The sequence below is a fragment of the Bacteroides sp. L008 genome (assembly GCF_040812255.1).
In the GTDB taxonomy this organism is placed as follows: Bacteria; Bacteroidota; Bacteroidia; order Bacteroidales; family Bacteroidaceae; genus Bacteroides; species Bacteroides vicugnae.
This window is the reverse complement of record NZ_JBFNXO010000001.1, coordinates 486,887-503,959: the sequence shown is the minus strand read 5'-3', so window position 1 is coordinate 503,959 and position 17,073 is coordinate 486,887. Positions and strand designations below refer to the sequence as shown.

10 protein-coding genes are annotated in these 17,073 nt (G+C 43.9%); 1 reads left to right on the top strand and 9 read right to left on the bottom strand.

Going from position 1 to position 17,073, the window contains the following annotated elements; all coding sequences use genetic code 11:
* Nucleotides 1–4: 4 nt before the first annotated feature.
* The 9 genes from AB3G73_RS01955 to AB3G73_RS01915 all read right to left on the bottom strand — a co-directional run bounded on the left by AB3G73_RS01955 (nucleotide 5) and on the right by AB3G73_RS01915 (nucleotide 14,372).
* Nucleotides 5–2,041 carry a thiamine pyrophosphate-dependent enzyme gene (locus AB3G73_RS01955; RefSeq protein ID WP_258980182.1) on the bottom strand — a complete coding sequence of 679 codons (2,037 nt, stop codon included), beginning with the start codon at nucleotides 2,039–2,041 and terminating at the stop codon, nucleotides 5–7.
* 37 nt (nucleotides 2,042–2,078) lie between these two features.
* The gene (locus AB3G73_RS01950) at nucleotides 2,079–3,443 is read right to left on the bottom strand and encodes a dihydrolipoamide acetyltransferase family protein (RefSeq protein ID WP_258980180.1); all 1,365 of its coding nucleotides are present in this window, start codon (nucleotides 3,441–3,443) and stop codon (nucleotides 2,079–2,081) included.
* Nucleotides 3,444–3,551: 108 nt separating this feature from the next.
* The gene (locus AB3G73_RS01945; protein WP_148366191.1) at nucleotides 3,552–4,274 is read right to left on the bottom strand and encodes a lipoate--protein ligase family protein; all 723 of its coding nucleotides are present in this window, start codon (nucleotides 4,272–4,274) and stop codon (nucleotides 3,552–3,554) included.
* Nucleotides 4,275–4,293: 19 nt separating this feature from the next.
* Entirely contained in the window at nucleotides 4,294–5,637 is a 1,344-nt protein-coding gene (gene lpdA / locus AB3G73_RS01940; RefSeq protein ID WP_234131987.1) for a dihydrolipoyl dehydrogenase, read from the bottom strand.
* A 75-nt stretch (nucleotides 5,638–5,712) separates the two neighbouring features.
* Entirely contained in the window at nucleotides 5,713–6,606 is an 894-nt protein-coding gene (locus tag AB3G73_RS01935; protein ID WP_234131988.1) for a glycoside hydrolase family 25 protein, read from the bottom strand.
* 169 nt (nucleotides 6,607–6,775) lie between these two features.
* Nucleotides 6,776–8,422 carry a diphosphate--fructose-6-phosphate 1-phosphotransferase gene (locus AB3G73_RS01930; RefSeq protein WP_074556442.1) on the bottom strand — a complete coding sequence of 549 codons (1,647 nt, stop codon included), beginning with the start codon at nucleotides 8,420–8,422 and terminating at the stop codon, nucleotides 6,776–6,778.
* A gap of 206 nt (nucleotides 8,423–8,628) precedes the next feature.
* Nucleotides 8,629–10,008 carry an efflux transporter outer membrane subunit gene (locus tag AB3G73_RS01925; RefSeq protein WP_074556441.1) on the bottom strand — a complete coding sequence of 460 codons (1,380 nt, stop codon included), beginning with the start codon at nucleotides 10,006–10,008 and terminating at the stop codon, nucleotides 8,629–8,631.
* The gene (locus AB3G73_RS01920) at nucleotides 10,008–13,112 is read right to left on the bottom strand and encodes an efflux RND transporter permease subunit (protein WP_195649064.1); all 3,105 of its coding nucleotides are present in this window, start codon (nucleotides 13,110–13,112) and stop codon (nucleotides 10,008–10,010) included. The genes AB3G73_RS01925 and AB3G73_RS01920 overlap by 1 nt, the downstream gene beginning before the upstream one ends.
* Before the next feature lie 3 nt (nucleotides 13,113–13,115).
* Entirely contained in the window at nucleotides 13,116–14,372 is a 1,257-nt protein-coding gene (locus tag AB3G73_RS01915) for an efflux RND transporter periplasmic adaptor subunit (RefSeq protein WP_074556439.1), read from the bottom strand.
* Between the two features lie 272 nt (nucleotides 14,373–14,644).
* Here AB3G73_RS01915 and AB3G73_RS01910 point away from each other — a divergent pair, with 272 nt between their 5' ends.
* Nucleotides 14,645–16,861, top strand: a complete 2,217-nt coding sequence (locus tag AB3G73_RS01910; RefSeq protein ID WP_148366183.1) for a patatin-like phospholipase family protein — start codon at nucleotides 14,645–14,647, stop codon at nucleotides 16,859–16,861.
* The last annotated feature ends 212 nt before the right edge of the window (nucleotides 16,862–17,073 follow it).

The following is a 17,073-nucleotide window of genomic DNA, read 5'->3' as shown; positions in this document are numbered from 1 at the left end:
CTATTTAATATTCCAATAATTTCCGGGCAGCCTCGTATATCTTGGTCTCATCCGGCAGAATTTCCTTTTCCAAAATCGGATTAAAACCGACAGGAGTAAAAGTAGACCCCACACGCTGCACCGGTCCATCAAGATAGCGGAACATCTCTCCACTAATCATAGCAGCAAGCTCCGCACCAAAACCGGAGAAAACTTTATCTTCATGAACGACCAATGCCTTGCTCGTTTTCTTGACCGATTCGAATATCGCCTCTTTATCCAACGGAATCAAGGAGCGAATATCAATGACTTCCACTTTCCAGCCACCTTCTTTTTCCAATCGTTCTGCTGCGTGCAGGCAGAAATGGGTGGTATTGCCATAGGTAATAATGCTCAAATCTGTTCCCTCACGACGAACACGTGCTTTCCCGAAAGGTACTTCAAAATCTTCCGGCACTACTGCTGCCGCTTCTACCGAATTATACAATGCTTTCGGTTCGAGGAACAGCGTAAAGCCTTTGGATCGCATACTGGTACGAAGTAATCCGGCAGCATCATCCGCAAAAGATGGACAAACAATACGTGCCCCCGGTAAAGTAGTCAAAGCTCCTTCCAGGTTTTGAGAATGATACAAGCCTCCACCGATATAACCACCGGAAGCCAGACGCAGAGTTATATTCGGAGCAAATTTCCCATTGCTACGCCAGTACTCATGAGTACACTCCACGTATTGCTCTATGGCAGGCCAGAAATAATCGGCAAACTCCGCTCCCTCAATCACCACATGAATTTTAGGATCAAAACGACTCATTCCATTGGCGGTGCCTACAATATAATCTTCCGCAATCGGTGCACTGAATACACGGGCCTCGCCGAATTCTTGCTGCATACCTTTGGTTACATTAAACACGCCTCCTTTTTCCCTGTTTGCCACATCCTGCCCCCAAATAAAGGTATCGGGATTATGGCGGAATTCAGCTTTCAATGTTTCATTAATGGCATTGACCAGAAAAGTCTTCTCCCCTTCCGCCTCATGTGTACCGTCTTTATATTTCTGTGGCTGATAAGGTTCGGGCATTACAAAATCATAAATGCTTTTAGGATCGGGATCGGGAGCAGCCAAAGCCTTCCGGTTGGCAGCAGACAATTCTTTCTTTGCATCAGCTTCTATTTGTTGCAATTCTTCCTCGGTCAGACGTTTATAACGCAGCAGCATCCGGCGGAACTTCATCAAGGGATCAGCATCTTTCACATATTCCAATTCATTCTCATCCCGATACAAGGTGTGTTTATCTGAATTGGAGTGCGAACCGATCCGGACACAATTCGCCTGCACAATAACCGGATTACGGGTACTGATAGCATATTCCCGTGCTTCGGTCATAGCATTCATCGAATCGAATACATCCTTTCCGTTGCAATAGATAATCTTCAGGTTCTTGAAGCCCGAGAAGTTCTCAGCCACTTTACGGTTGGCAGTCTGTTCCGATTTGGGTACGGAAATACCATACCCATTATCTTGTATTACAAAAATCACCGGAAGACGTTCGAGACTGGCACCATTGATAGCTTCGTAAACGAATCCTTCGGAAGTAGCCGACTCTCCGTGAGAAGTGATAGCCACCCCTTTATGTCCATAATATACCATTGCTCTGGCCACACCTGCTGCATGGAGGTCGTGTGTACCAGTAGCAGAGGAGATATTTTCAATGTGCCATTCCGGTTTGGCGAAATGGTTCGACATATGACGTCCTCCGCTACCCGGGTCCGTCGCTTTGGAAATACCGTTCAGGATCACTTCTTCAGCGGTCATTCCGGCAGAAAGCACGGTTAACATATCCCGGTAGTATGGGAACAGGAAATCTTCACCGAGGGTGAATACCTGACCAACGGCAAGTTGAATACCATCATGTCCTGCATAGGGAGCATGATAAGACCACCCCAATGATTGCAACAGGTAAGACGGTGCCTTTTCGTCCAAGGCACGCCCCAATGTCATCAGATGATACCACTTTTTCAGGGTTTCTACATCTGTAGTCTTTATATCATATTTCTTTTTCATGAGTAATGAAGTTCTTAATGAATGAAACAATCAGTTATCAGCCTTTCCAATTTTCGAGATAGTCGGCTATAAAATGCAGGAAGTTACCTCCCAACATTCCGTCTACTACCCGATGATCGTAAGACAAAGACAAGTACATTTTATGCCGGATTGCAATCGTATCACCCTCCGGAGTCTCTACAACAGCAGGTTTCTTCTCGATATACCCTACTCCCAGGATGGCTACTTGCGGCTGATTAATGATTGGCGTACCGAACAGGCTCTTGAATGTACCAAAATTGGTTATCGTAAATGTGCCCCCATCAATATCTTCCGGCATTAATTTGTTATCCCTTGCTTTCAAGGCCAGAGAATCGATAGCAACAGCCAACCCGTTCAGATTCAGATGATCGGCATCATGTACCACAGGAACAATCAGGTTTCCATCATTCAAAGAGACGGCAATACCGACATTAATATGCTTTTTGAAAAGAATATTATATCCATCTACCGATACATTCACCTGTGGATAGGCAGCCAATGCTTTTGCCACGGCTTCTGTTATCACAGGCATATAAGTCAGTTTCACTCCTTCGCGACGAAAGAAAGCATCTTTATTCTTTTCACGCCAACGTACCAATTTGGTAACGTCTACTTCTACTACATTGGTCACGTGAGGAGATACTTTCTTAGACATAACCATGTGGTCGGCAATAATCCGGCGGACACGATCCATCTCTTTGACTTCGACTCCAGGCATTGCTACAGGAGCAGACGATTTAGATAAAGTGGCAGCCGGCTGGGCAGCAGCGGCAGATGTAGCCGGAGCAACCTTCGGACTTGCCTGTTCAGAAGAAACAGCAACTGATGGTTTGCTTGCGGCCGGAGCAGCAGATGCCGGCTTCGGTTCAACGCTACCTCCTCTTTTCTTCTTTTCAATATAATCTTTTATATCTTTCTTACTCAATCGCCCTTCATAACCGGTTCCTTGTATAGCATCCAGCTCTTCTTTCGGAATCTTAGCTTCCCGCGCCAACTGAATCACAACAGGAGAGTACCAACGTTCTTCCTCTGCAACAACAGGTTTCGATGCAGTATTCGCTGATTCGTTCTTAGCAGTTTCCGCTGACGATGGTGATGTTTCAGAAACATTTACCGGCTCCGTTCCTGAAGATTCTTCTCCATCCAAATCAATTATAGCTACTACTGTTCCTACAGCAACCGTATCACCTTCCTTATATAAAATCTCCACCACTTTTCCCGCTACGGGAGAAGGGATCTCCGCACTTACTTTGGCAGTATTCACTTCAAAAAGCACATCGTCTTCCTGAATCATATCACCTACCTTTACAGACCAAGAGACGATGGTCCCTTCGGTTATACTCTCGCCCAACTTAGGCATTTTTATTTCGAATTTCGACATAGACAGTTAATTTATTATTCAACCTTGAGATATTACAACAACGGGCTGAAATAGAAAGTTTTAAGTTAAGTAAATTTTAACCGGATACTGACAAAGCCAGTCCGGACATCAACGACTATATATCCACTCTTTCTGAATATATTTCTCTTTCCGGAGCTGATTGACAGCCTCTATTTCCTTCCCGTTAAAAGCACTGACAGATTGGGACTTACTGAAATACTGAAAAGCCTTCTCTTTAAAATCAGTTACAGTTCCCTCCGGCAAGTGACTCCGAATATTGGTTACCTCACTCCGAACGGAAGGAACAGCATATACTGACGATAAAGTTTCATCATCAACCATCGGTTCCGGATTCAAAGCTTTATACAAGGCAGTCAGATCCGTATCATACAACAGAGTGCAATGATACAACACCCGATTCTTATGTACGCATTGCGCACTCCCTGATATTTTCAATCCATTCAAATAAATCCCCAATCGTTCATCTCCTTTTACCATCAGGCCTATAGAATTCAAGAAATTCAATGTCCGCTGCAAATAAGTAACAAATTCCGGCAGACGGGGAGCCGTTTCTATAAAAGTCAGATTGACATTACCCAAATCATGATACACCGCTCCCCCACCCGAAAAACGACGGGCAATATGTACTCGTCCCTGTTCCGCCCATTTCTTATCGACTTCCGACCGCAACCGCTGATGCTTACCTATTACCACAGAAGGAGTATCCTGCCAAAGCATGAAAATATCTTCATTTCCCTGCTTCAACAGATATTCCTCTGCTGCCAAGTGAAAGTAAATATCAGTAAACGGACTATAGATACATCGAATCATAGATCAAGCGGAATAAGAGTTAAAACATTATTTCGTGATAAATCTCTCCGACCGTAGGATGCGGAAACACAGTCTTCTGGAATTCCTCCACCGTGTACCCTCTCTGAATAGCAATACCTGCTATCACAATAAGTTCTGATGCCGGATTTCCCAACATGTGACAACCGATAATCCTCCCGTCTTCATCCTGGATCAGCTTACAGAGTCCGTTTCCCTGTTCATTCTCCGCAACGAACCGTCCGGAATAAGCCATCGGTAATTTTGAAACACGGTAAGGAACTCCTGATTTTACCAGTTCTTCTTCTGTCTTTCCCACTCCCGCCACTTCAGGGTTGGTATAAACGACTCCCGGAACACAATCGTAATTCATACGGTCTTCCACTCCTAAAATATGATTGATAGCGACTTCCGCTTCACGGATAGCGGTATGCGCCAATAAAGAATAGCCTGTAATATCACCACACGCATATACACGAGGATGCGAAGTCAACAGATGTTCGTCTACTTTCACCCCATTCCGATGCAGTTCTATATTCAGCTTGTCCAGTCCTACCTTGGATAGATTTGCCTTACGTCCTACACTAAGCAAAATCTTCTCCGCTTCAATAGTAGACGTCTTGCCTTCTTTTTCTATCACAACTCCATGAGGATTTACTTCCACCACTTTCGTATTCAAATAGAAAGTGACTCCACGTTTGGCATATTCGGCACGAAGCATACCGCTGGTTTCCTTATCCATCGCTCCCAGAATCTCCGGCATCATTTCTACCACATGCACTTTCACACCCATACTGTTGAAAAAAGAAGCAAACTCCATCCCGATCACCCCGCCGCCAATAATGACCAGCGTCTTTGGAAGTTCCTTTATTTCCAATGCCTCCTTGGAAGTCCAATAACTGATTTCTGACAGTCCCGGTATAGGAGGAATCACTGTATCAGAGCCGGTACATACCAGCAAATATTTCACGGAATAGGTTTCTCCATCACAAATGATTTGTATTTTCCCATCTTTTTCTCCTTCTATCAGAGCTTCCTTTTCTACAATAGTCACTCCGTAAGAACTCACAGTCATCTTCACACCGCCCGTCAACATTTTTACTGTTTTATCTTTACGGCTCATAATCTTGGATAAATCGAACGAAGGAGATTCGGCAGAAACGCCATATTTGGAAGCATTCTTGATGCTATCCAGTATTTTAGCAGAATATAACAAAGTTTTAGTAGGAATACACCCCTCATTGAGACATACTCCACCCATTGCCTTTTTCTCAAAAAGAACGGCCTTTAATCCGTTGGCCCCTGCCCGTTCGGCAGCTGTGTACCCGGCCGGACCACCACCAATAATAGCTATATCAAAGTTCATAATCGTATCTTTTAAGTAATAATACGATTATAACAAATATGAGAAGAGATAAGTTGTAGGGAAAAGAAATACCCGTTACTTAATTGTCAGCTTTTTAAGTTCCTCTAACGAGCCATTGAATACATTCAAATCTACGTCTTCTTTAATACCGGGAACACTTCCCACATCCGTATGTTGCCAAAAGTGCCATTTTCCCTGATACCTTACAGAGTCCACATAATAATGGGCAATCCAATAAGGGTATGCATTGAAGATAGAGTCGTCCAGATAACGGGTTTTAAATTTATAAGAGGTATAAAGAATAGGCTTCACCCCATAATGAGATTCCACCCGGTCCAGCCAGCGTTTGATGCCTTGCTGTAATTCCTTTTTCTCTTTTCGTCCGGTCACTTCCACATCGAGAACCGGAGGCAGGTCACCGGAATCCAGTTTTACCGTGCGAATAAAGAAGTCCGCCTGTTTCAAAGCATCCGTGCTCGGAATATAAAAATGATAAGCGCCACGGATAAATCCATGATTACGGGCATTGGCAAAGTTTGCCTCAAATGTAGTATCGTTATGATCTCCTCCTTCTGTTGCCTTCATAAAGACAAAATGCAAAGGAGTAGCCGTCTCTTTATTCTGCAACAGCTTCTTCCAATCAATCTTTCCCTGATAGTGAGAAATGTCAATACCATGAATATCATATCCGTCAGGGATGCAGACACCGTATTCCTTTAAGCCATGGCAAGGTTTCCATCGATAAGCATAAGGACGGATAAAGAAATAATAGAAAGCTGCGGAGAAACAACCGACAATCATCACTGCCAGCATATTACGGAGCCAGGTAGGCATCACAGTTCGATGCTTCACCTGTTCCTTTTTTGAGGTACGGGAAGTTTTGGAAGAAGAGGTCGTTCCCTTTCTTTTAGTGGTGGAAACAGTTCTTTTCTTCTGTACGGCAGACATCGGGTTGTTGCGTTGCGGCATTTACTTTAAACGATCAATATTTTTAGAGATAGGCACGGATTACACGGAATACACGGTTTATTAAGAAATAACTAAAAAACCGTGTTAATCCGCGTAATCCGTGCCTGAAAGAACCCTTCATTGCAGCTGTTATTGCAACTATTACATTAACAACTGCTCTGAAGTGTATTTATTTAGCTTGTTCCAGTTGCAAAGTCTTAGTTGCCTGGTCGCAAACTTCTGTAGGACCGAAGTATTGGATCGGACCCGGATATACATAATCCGTTTCGATAGCCCAACGTTCGCGTTGTGAAGCAAATGCTTTGAAAGGAGCACCATCCAGTTTTACCAATGCTTTCTGGATAACCGGCTTCATTTCACCGTGACGACGTTCCATGTTCATCATCATGGTAATAGGCACACCACCAGCAATCCATTCAGCAGCAGGAGCTGTTGTGTTACGTACAGAAGACATATAACCAGTCTTACCGTTAGCAATCAACATAGAAGCTGTGTAACCCAAAGAGTAGCAATAGTCAGCGTCAAAGTTTGACGGAGCAGCACAACGTCCTTCATAACCGAAGAAGTGGTGTTGAGCAGCAAATTTACCAACATACTTGCCTTCTTCTTTCCATGCAGCCAACTTAGTAGCTACCATTTCAGACAACAGTTTTTCAGTTTCGATCAATGATACCTGAACGTTTCCATGCGGGTCACGATCCAAAGTCAACTGACGGGCAACACCTTCCGGCAGACTTGCATAGATAGCAGAGTTTTCCGGAGAAAGTTTGCGGATGATATAATCACGTTGGTGAGATTTCTTAATCTGACCGAATTCTTCAGCATTAGCAGCCAGGAAGTCATTCAATTCAGCAATCAGACGTTTCATGGCAGGAATGAACTCAACCAGTCCTTCCGGAATCAATACTGTACCGAAGTTGTGTCCTTGTGCTGCACGGTCTGCTACCACTTTAGCGATGTAAGTCACTACATCATCCAAAGACATATCTTTTGCTTCCACTTCTTCTGAAACGATACATACGTTAGGCTGTACCTGCAAAGCACATTCCAGTGCAATGTGAGAAGCCGAACGACCCATCAATTTGATGAAGTGCCAGTATTTACGTGCAGAGTTACAGTCACGTTGGATGTTACCGATTACTTCAGCATAAGTCTTACAAGCTGTATCGAAACCGAAAGAAGTTTCAATCATATCGTTCTTCAAGTCACCGTCGATTGTTTTCGGACAACCGATTACCTGTACACCATACTTCTTAGCAGCATAGTATTCAGCCAATACACAAGCATTTGTGTTAGAGTCGTCACCACCAATGATAACCAGTGCCTTGATACCCAATTCTTTGATGATTTCATAACCCTTTTCGAACTGGCTTTCAGCTTCCAGCTTCGTACGTCCGGAACCGATAATATCGAAACCACCCGTATTACGGTATTCGTCGATGATATCAGCAGTCAGTTCCATATAGTTGTGATCTACCAGACCACCAGGACCCAAAATAAAACCATATAATTTGTTTTCCGGATTCAATTTCTTGATACCGTCGAACAAACCGGAGATTACATTGTGTCCGCCCGGAGCCTGACCACCGGAAAGAATTACACCTACGTTCATAGCAGGAAGAGCAACAGCTTCACCGGCTTCGAATGTAATCAACGGCATTCCATACGTGTTCGGGAATAATGCTTTGATAGCTTCCTGATCGGCTACAGATTGAGTAGCAGCACCTGCTACAGCCTTAACAGCTCCTGATGCCAATGCTTTCGGAAGTTTGGGCTGGTAAGCAGCCCTTGCGATTTGCAATGCACTTTTAGTCATTTTCTTTAATTTTTTATTTAAAGGTGTTAGTAAGTTTCTTGTCAAACTTGAAAAGCGTTGCAAATTTCGCACTTTTTTCCGAATTATGAAAATTCTTCTTCTGTTGTTTTTAAGACAAAAGGAAGAAGAAAGAAAAATTAAGGCTATCTCCCGACGTGGGAGATAGCCTTAACGTTTTCTTCAGCGAGCTAATTTATAATATAATTCTAGGGATTCTGCTCCCAGCCTCCGCCAAGAGCCTTATAAAGTTGAACCACCGCAATCAACTCGTCACGAATGGCATTACTCAATCCGATTTGGGCATCAAAGTATCCACGTTGGGCATCCAATACATCCAGATAGTTGATGACCCCATTGATGTACTGCAATTGTGCCAGGTCCATGTAGCTCTTGGCCGAACGTTCCAGATTGGCACGAAGTTCGTATACTTCCTTGATCTTGTTGAAGTTGACAATCGCGTTACGTGTTTCTTTGAAAGCTTCCAGTACGGATTTCTCATAACTATGTACTTCAGCCTCATAAGCGGCCTTCTTCGCTTTCAATGCCGCACGGTTCTTTCCCCAACCAAAGATAGGAGTTAATAAAGCTCCTTCCATAATTGCGTAGGGAGATTTCAGGAGTTCCGACAAAGAAGTACTTTCACTACCGAAACCGCCTGTCAAGGCAAGACGCGGGAACATATTCGTATAGGCCACTCCCACTTTTGCATTGGCAGCAATCAGTTTCTGCTCTGCCTGACGAATATCGGGACGGCGTTCCAACAAAGTAGACGGTAATCCTACGGGAAGTGTTTCCGGAGAATTAAATTCCTGAAGCAAACGGGAACGGGCTATCTTATTAGGATATTCACCCGCAAGATAAGCAATATCGTTTTCTTTCAGAGAGATTTTACGTTCCAAGTCAGGAACCAGAGTGGCCGTACGTGCCAACTCCACTTGTGCCTGTCGATAGGAAGTCTCGGAGGTCAATCCACCGGCAAACCGGATACGTGCCAGACGTACCCCTTCTTCACGGGCTTTCAACGTCTGTTTGACAATATCAAGCTCTGTATCCAAAGCTACCAGTTCATAGTAAGCCTGCGCCACTTCAGCCACAATCGTCATCTGCAATGCACGTTGCGCCTCAATAGATTGCAGATACTCGGCAATGCTGGCCGAACGTGCCCAACGCAGATTTCCCCAAAGATCGAGTTCCCATGAAACAAGAAATTGTGCTTCAAAGGTATCTGATCTCTTGAAAGCGTCTCCTCCATGATTCTCAAGTTCACGTTCCCCTGTCACTTTTCCTTTAATATCCGGAAGCAATGCCGCCGTAGAAATTCGTTTCTGTGCAGCCATTTCTTTCACACGGGCAGCAGCAATCAGCATATCTTTATTATGATCCAATGCACGCTCTATCAGACTTCTCAATGTAGCATCCGTATAAATATCCCTCCAGTCCTGAGCACCGAAGCTGACCGAATCCTGTGATCTTTCCAAGCTGTCGGGTAAATGAAGATCAGGACGGACATAGCTTTTCCCTACCTTGCAGGAAGTCAGTACTCCGGCAAGTAACAGAATAGCAATATATAGTTTCTTTCGTTTCATTATTTCTTATGTTTTAAGATTTTCGACTTTGTTTTATACACCATCACAAAGAAGAACGGCACAAGAATGATACCAAATACGATGGCAAATATCATTCCGAAAAATACACCTGTACCGATTGCCTGCCGGCTTGCCGAACCCGGACCACTTGCCAGTACCATCGGAAGCATACCGAGCACAAAGGCAAGAGAGGTCATCAGAATCGGACGGAAACGCAATTTGGCTGCGTATATGGCCGACTGCACCAAGTCTTCACCTTTATCTACCTGCACCTTTGCGAACTCTACAATCAAAATTGCATTCTTAGCGGCAAGTCCGACCAACATAACCAAGCCAATCTGGAAATAAACATCGTTTTCCAATCCGCAAACCCAGACTCCCAAATAGGCTCCCAAAGCAGCCACAGGTAAAGAAAGCAATACGGCAATAGGCACTGTCCAACTTTCGTATTGTGCGGCAAGGAAAAGGAAAACGAACAAGAATACCAGTGCCATCACCATACCTGTCTGACCTCCCGCCTGCTTCTCCTGATAGGAAAGACCGCTCCATTCCAGACCGATATTATCGGGGAGATGATCTTTGGCAATCTGTTCCATGATCTCCATCGCCTGTCCGGAACTATATCCTTGCGCAGCTGCTCCACGAATAACGGCCGTAGTAAACATATTGAAACGTTTGATACTTCCCGGTCCTGTGGTATATGATGCATTTCCCAGAGAAGTCAACGGTACCATCGCTCCATTGGAGGCTTTTACGAAAAATAAATTAATATTGTCTTTATGTTCCCGGTAAGGAGCTTCCGCCTGAATATAAACCTTATATATACGGTTGAACATATTAAAGTCGTTCACATACACCGAACCGGTATAAGCCTTCATGGTAGAAAACACATCAGCCAAAGGCACACCCAGCATCTTCACTTTATCTCGATCCACATCAAAATAGAGTTGTGGGATTTCCGATTGCAAAGAAGATGACAAGCCGGCCAGCTCTTTACGTTTGGATGCATAGTACATTAATGTATCTGCTGCGTCTACCAAATTATCAAAGGTGGCTTCTCCGCGAGCTTCCAGCTGCATCTCAAAACCTCCCGAACTACCCAGTCCCGGAATCACCGGAGGGGTGGACAGATAGACTTTACATTCCGGATATTCCTGAAGATGTTTTTCCACCGTATGCATGATTTTCTCAATAGTAGTACTCTTCCGTTCTTCCCAAGGTTTCAGGATCACCGTCAGTTCAGCACGTCCCTGGTTACTTCCGACACGCGGACTACTTCCCGTTACATTCTGTATATACTCAATGTACGGGTTCTTTTCCAGATAAGCAATGGCACGCTCTGTCACGATACGGGTACGTTCCAGAGTAGCTCCTTCCGGTAGTTCCAATTCAATCTTGAAATATCCCTGATCTTCTACAGGTAAGAAACTGGTCGGAATAATACGATGAATCAACATGATAGCAATCAACACCATACCAAAAGCACTCAAAACTCGACGAGGATGCTTGATTGTACGAGTTACGGCAGCTACATACTTATTACTACCGATACCCAGCCATTCATTAATCTTCCGGAAAACGATATTCTTTTTCTTCCCGCTATCCGGTTTCAGAATCAGCGAACACATCACCGGACTCAATGTCAGAGCCACTACCGTAGAAATAAGTACGGACACTACAATTGTCACCGTAAACTGGCGATACAACTGTCCTGTAATCCCACTTAAAAAGCTAACCGGGACGAACACAGCCGCCAATACCAGTGAAGTGGCAATCAAAGCACTGGAAAGTCCGTTCATCGCTTTTTTCGTAGCTTCATAAGGGCTTAGGTGCTCCGTTTCCATGATATGTTCTACACCTTCCACCACCACAATCGCATCATCCACCACAATACCGATGGCAAGGATCAATCCGAGCAATGTCAGGATATTCAGTGAGAAACCGAAAATCAGCATGAATCCGAAAGTACCGATCAATGAAATAGGTACCGCCACTACCGGAATCAACGTTGCACGCCAGCTCTGCAAGGATAGATAAACCACCAGAACCACCAAAACCAACGCTTCAAACAACGTCTTATATACTTCATGAATAGATTCGGAAATATAGGTCGTCATATCGAACGGAATCTCATAGCTCAATCCCTCCGGGAAGTTCTTGCTAATCTCATCCATCGCCTCTTTTACTCTCTCGGCCACTTCCATCGCATTGGCACCCGGTAACATATAAATACCAAGCACGGCAGCATTCTCACCGTTAATACCACTCTCTGTATTGTAGGAAGAAGCTTCCAGCGATACACGTGCCACATCTTTCAATCGAATGATAGAACCATTCGCATTAGCACGCACTACGATATCTTCAAATTGTCCTACAGTGGAAAGACGTCCCTGTGTCGTGATAGGAATCGTGATATCCAATCCCTGTACAGGCTGTTGTCCCAGCACCCCCGCTGCCGATTCACGATTCTGATCTTTCAATGCATTCTGCAAATCCTGTACGGTCAGTCCGAAGTTTGCCAGCTTATCCGGCTGCGCCCATATCTGCATGGCATAATAACGGCTACCGATATTGGATACACGCCCCACTCCGGGAATACGGCGAATCACATCGAGCACATTGATAGTAGCAAAGTTACTCAAGTAAATCTCATCGAACTTTGGGTCAGTAGAAGTCAGACAAAGCGTCATCAACTGACTGGGAGCCTGTTTCTCTACCGAAATACCATTCTGAATCACTTCCGCCGGCAAACGGGATTCTGCCAGTTTCACACGGTTCTGAATCTCAACAGCTGCCAAATCCGGATCAGCAGATACATCAAAAGTAACTGTTGCCGAAAAGCCTCCGGAGTTAGAACTATTTGATTCCATATAAAGCATCCCCGGAGTACCATTGATTTCCTGCTCAATCGGAGTAGCCACTGCCTGTGATACAGTAAGTGCACTCGCACCCGGATAGGAAGCACTGATCTTCACTACCGGAGGGGTAATCTGCGGGTATTGATCCACCGGAAGCATCGTCAGACCGATAATACCGACAATCACAATCACGATGGAGATTACAGCCGAAAAGACCGGCCTATCTATAAAAAAAGTAACTTTCATCGTTTATTCTCCTTTCGCATTATCCTTCATTCCGGTAACATTTTCTTTCGCCCCGACCACTTCATTTTTTGTCGCAGTTATACTATCCTGGGCCTCTGCATCCGATTGGCTCACCCGTACTTTCATACCTGGAGTCAACTTATGGAATCCTTCCACAACAACCATTTCTCCTTCTGCCAATCCTCTTTCTACCACCACATTATTCCCGACTTCCGGTCCTAATTCAATAAAACGTTTCTCTACAGCATTATCCTTACGCATGGTATAAATATATGCTCCACCCTTTTCGATGGTAACGGCTTTCATCGGAACAACGAGTGCTCCTTCACGAACATCCAGCAACAATTTCACCTTTGTAAACTGCCCCGGCAATAATACCTGTTTCGGATTAGGCATTTCTGCACGTACGGAGAAAGTACCGGTTTGAGGGTCCACCTGCGGTTCGGCAAAATCCACGTATCCTTTGAATGGATAAACCGTGTTATCCGCCAATGTAATGGTTATATTGGGCTGCCAGGAACGGGTAGAGTCCTGTTGTCCCAAATTAATATTTCTTTCTTTACTCTTCAGATAATCGAGTGCCGTCATACTAAAATCAACCAACACCGTATCACTCTTCACAATAGTAGCAAGCAACGATTTCCCCCCGGGTCCCACTAACGTGCCCAAGTCCACATTTCTTTCACTAATGTGCCCCGACAAAGGCGAACGGACAATGGTGTAGCCCAACTCCAGTTCAGCCTGTGCCAGATCCGCCTCACTCATGGCTACCGTTGCCTCGGCGCTTTCATAAGCAGCTTCCGCATTATCCAAATCCAACTGGCTTGCAGCATTCTGTTCAAACAACGGACGGATACGTTTTAAATCACGCTCCGCCTTCAAAGCCTGCGCTTCGTCTTTTTTCAACTGCGCCCTGGCCTTATCAGCTTTGGCACGATACTGGTCCTGATTAATGACAAACAAAACCTGATTCTTATTGACATATGTCCCCTCGGCAAAAAGCATATTTTCCAGATAGCCTTCCACCCGGGCACGGACTTCGACGAACTGCTGGGCGCGAATACGCCCTACATATTCCCCGTATATCTCTACATCATCTTTCACTACCGGTTCCACAATGACTGTCGGCATTTCCGGTGCAGCCTTCTGAGGTCGGGTCAGTATCCAATATACACCCAACACAACTACCGCACAGATTATAGCAGCAATGGTTCTCTTTCTCCTCAGTTTCAACTCATGTTTCGAAAAGAATAATCTCATATCGAATCTTATTATTTAATTTAACTTATGTTTGTTCTTTACTCCTATATGCAATTCACATACCAAAAATGCGTCGCAGACATTATTAACTTACAATCAAAGCATTACAAATTCTTCTTCTTTTTGCAAAAGTGTGGAAATCCGCTGTATTGTGTAGAAATTATCCACATTTCCGACTTTTGGAACATTTTTTTTAATTCCCATTTCAACAACTAAACAAATTATGCTCTACATTTGTATTATATTAAACATCAACACTAGACCATGTCCTAATGAAAAAACAAATCTTTTCAACATTAGTTTTATCAATTGGCTTATTATTGCCTTTTTCTTTGCATTCTCAGGAGCAAAGAAAAAAAGTAGGTGTCGTACTGAGCGGCGGGGGTGCCAAAGGAATGGCACACATCAAAGCACTGCAAGTGATCGAAGAAGCCGGCATTCCTATCGACTATATAGCCGGTACCAGTATGGGAGCTATCGTAGGTGGTCTTTATGCCATCGGCTATACTCCGGAACAATTGGACAGTATGGTACGGAAGCAAGATTGGACGTTCCTGTTGAGTGACCGTATCAAAAGAAGCGCCATGTCATTAACAGATCGTGAGCGATCTGAAAAATATACAGTCTCTATCCCTTTCACCAAAACTCCCAAAGATGCCGCTACCGGAGGAATCATGAAAGGAGAGAATCTGGCCAATCTGTTTTCAGACCTTACCGTGGGATATCATGATTCTATCAATTTTAATAAACTTCCCATTCCTTTTGCCTGTGTGGCTGCCAATGTTGTCAACGGAGAGCAAATCGTATTCCATGACGGAATACTTTCTACTGCCATGCGCGCCAGTATGGCCATCCCCGGTGTATTTACTCCGGTACGGCAAGACAGCATGGTGTTAGTGGACGGTGGTATTGTAAACAACTATCCGGCGGATGTAGTGAAAGCAATGGGGGCTGATATTATTATCGGAGTAGACGTGCAAAACGCTCTCAAAAAGGCCGACAAGCTCAATAGCGTCCCCGACATTCTGGGACAGATTGTAGACATTACCTGTCAGTCTAATCATGAAAAGAATGTAGACCTCACAGATACTTATATCCGTGTCAATGTAGAGGGATATTCATCCGCCAGTTTTACTCCGACTGCTATTGATAGCTTGATGCGAAGAGGTGAAGAAGCGGCAAGAGACCAATGGGATTCGTTGCTTGCCTTAAAAAAGAAAATAGGAATAGCCGAGGATTATACTCCCAAACAACACGGCCCTTATTCTTCCCTATCCAATGCACGTACTGTTTATGTGACCGACATTTCATTTTCGGGTGTAGAAGTGGATGACAAAAAATGGCTGATGAAGAAATGCAATTTGAAAGAAAACAGTAATATCTCCACTCTACAAATAGAACAGGCCTTGTATCAGTTACGCGGTAGCCAATCCTACTCAAGTGCCAGTTATACATTGAAAGAGACACCTGAAGGCTATCATCTCAACTTCCTGTTGCAAGAAAAATATGAAAGAAGAATCAATTTGGGCATCCGTTTCGACTCGGAAGAGATCGCATCGTTGTTGGTCAATGCAACGGCAGACCTCAAAACTCATATTCCTTCCCGGTTGGCTCTTACCGGTCGGTTGGGTAAACGATATGCCGCCCGCATAGACTACACGTTGGAACCCATGCAACAACGTAATTTCAACTTCTCGTATATGTTCCAATACAACGATATCAATATTTACGAAGAAGGTGACCGTGCCTATAATACAACTTACAAATATCATCTGGCCGAATTCGGTTTCTCTGATGTATGGTACAAGAATTTCCGTTTCGGACTCGGTCTTCGTTTTGAATATTACAAATACAAGGATTTCCTGTTTAAGAAACCTGAAATCTCCGACCTGAAAGTAGAATCGGAACATTTTCTAAGTTATTTTGCCCAAGTACAATATAATACCTATGATAAAGGACGTTTCCCTTCTAAAGGAAGTGACTTCAGAGCTGCCTATTCGCTCTATACGGATAATATGGCACAATACAACGAACATGCTCCATTTTCAGCACTGAATGCTTCGTGGGCAAGTGTCATTCCAGTGACCCGCCGCTTCTCTGTCATTCCTTCCATTTATGGACGTATCCTGATCGGAAGGGATTTTCCTTATCCATTACAAAATGCTATTGGCGGTGATGTCCCCGGTTTCTATATTCCACAGCAATTACCTTTTGCCGGGGTTACCAATCTGGAATTAATGGATAACACCATTATGATCGCCTCTATTAAATTCAGACAACGGATGGGAGCCATTCATTATCTCACATTGACAGGTAACTACGGGCTAACGGATAGTAATTTCTTCGATATATTGAAAGGGAAGCAATTGTTCGGTGTTAGCGCAGGTTATGGTATGGATAGCATCTTCGGACCATTGGAAATATCATTAGGATATTCTAATCAGACAGATAAAGGAAGTTGCTTTGTGAATTTAGGATATTATTTCTAATGGATTACAGTATTTCCAAAAAGCAAAAGAGGAGACCGCTTCACAGTGACCTCCTCCCTCTATACTCTATATGAATATGCTAAAAAGGGTTTATTGAAAAAAAGAAGCATATTCAAAAGGGTTTTATTAAAAAATATTACATAGCGATTCAATGAATCGCTTTAAAATCATATCAACAATCTTCACAGACAGTTGATATGTATGGGAAATAT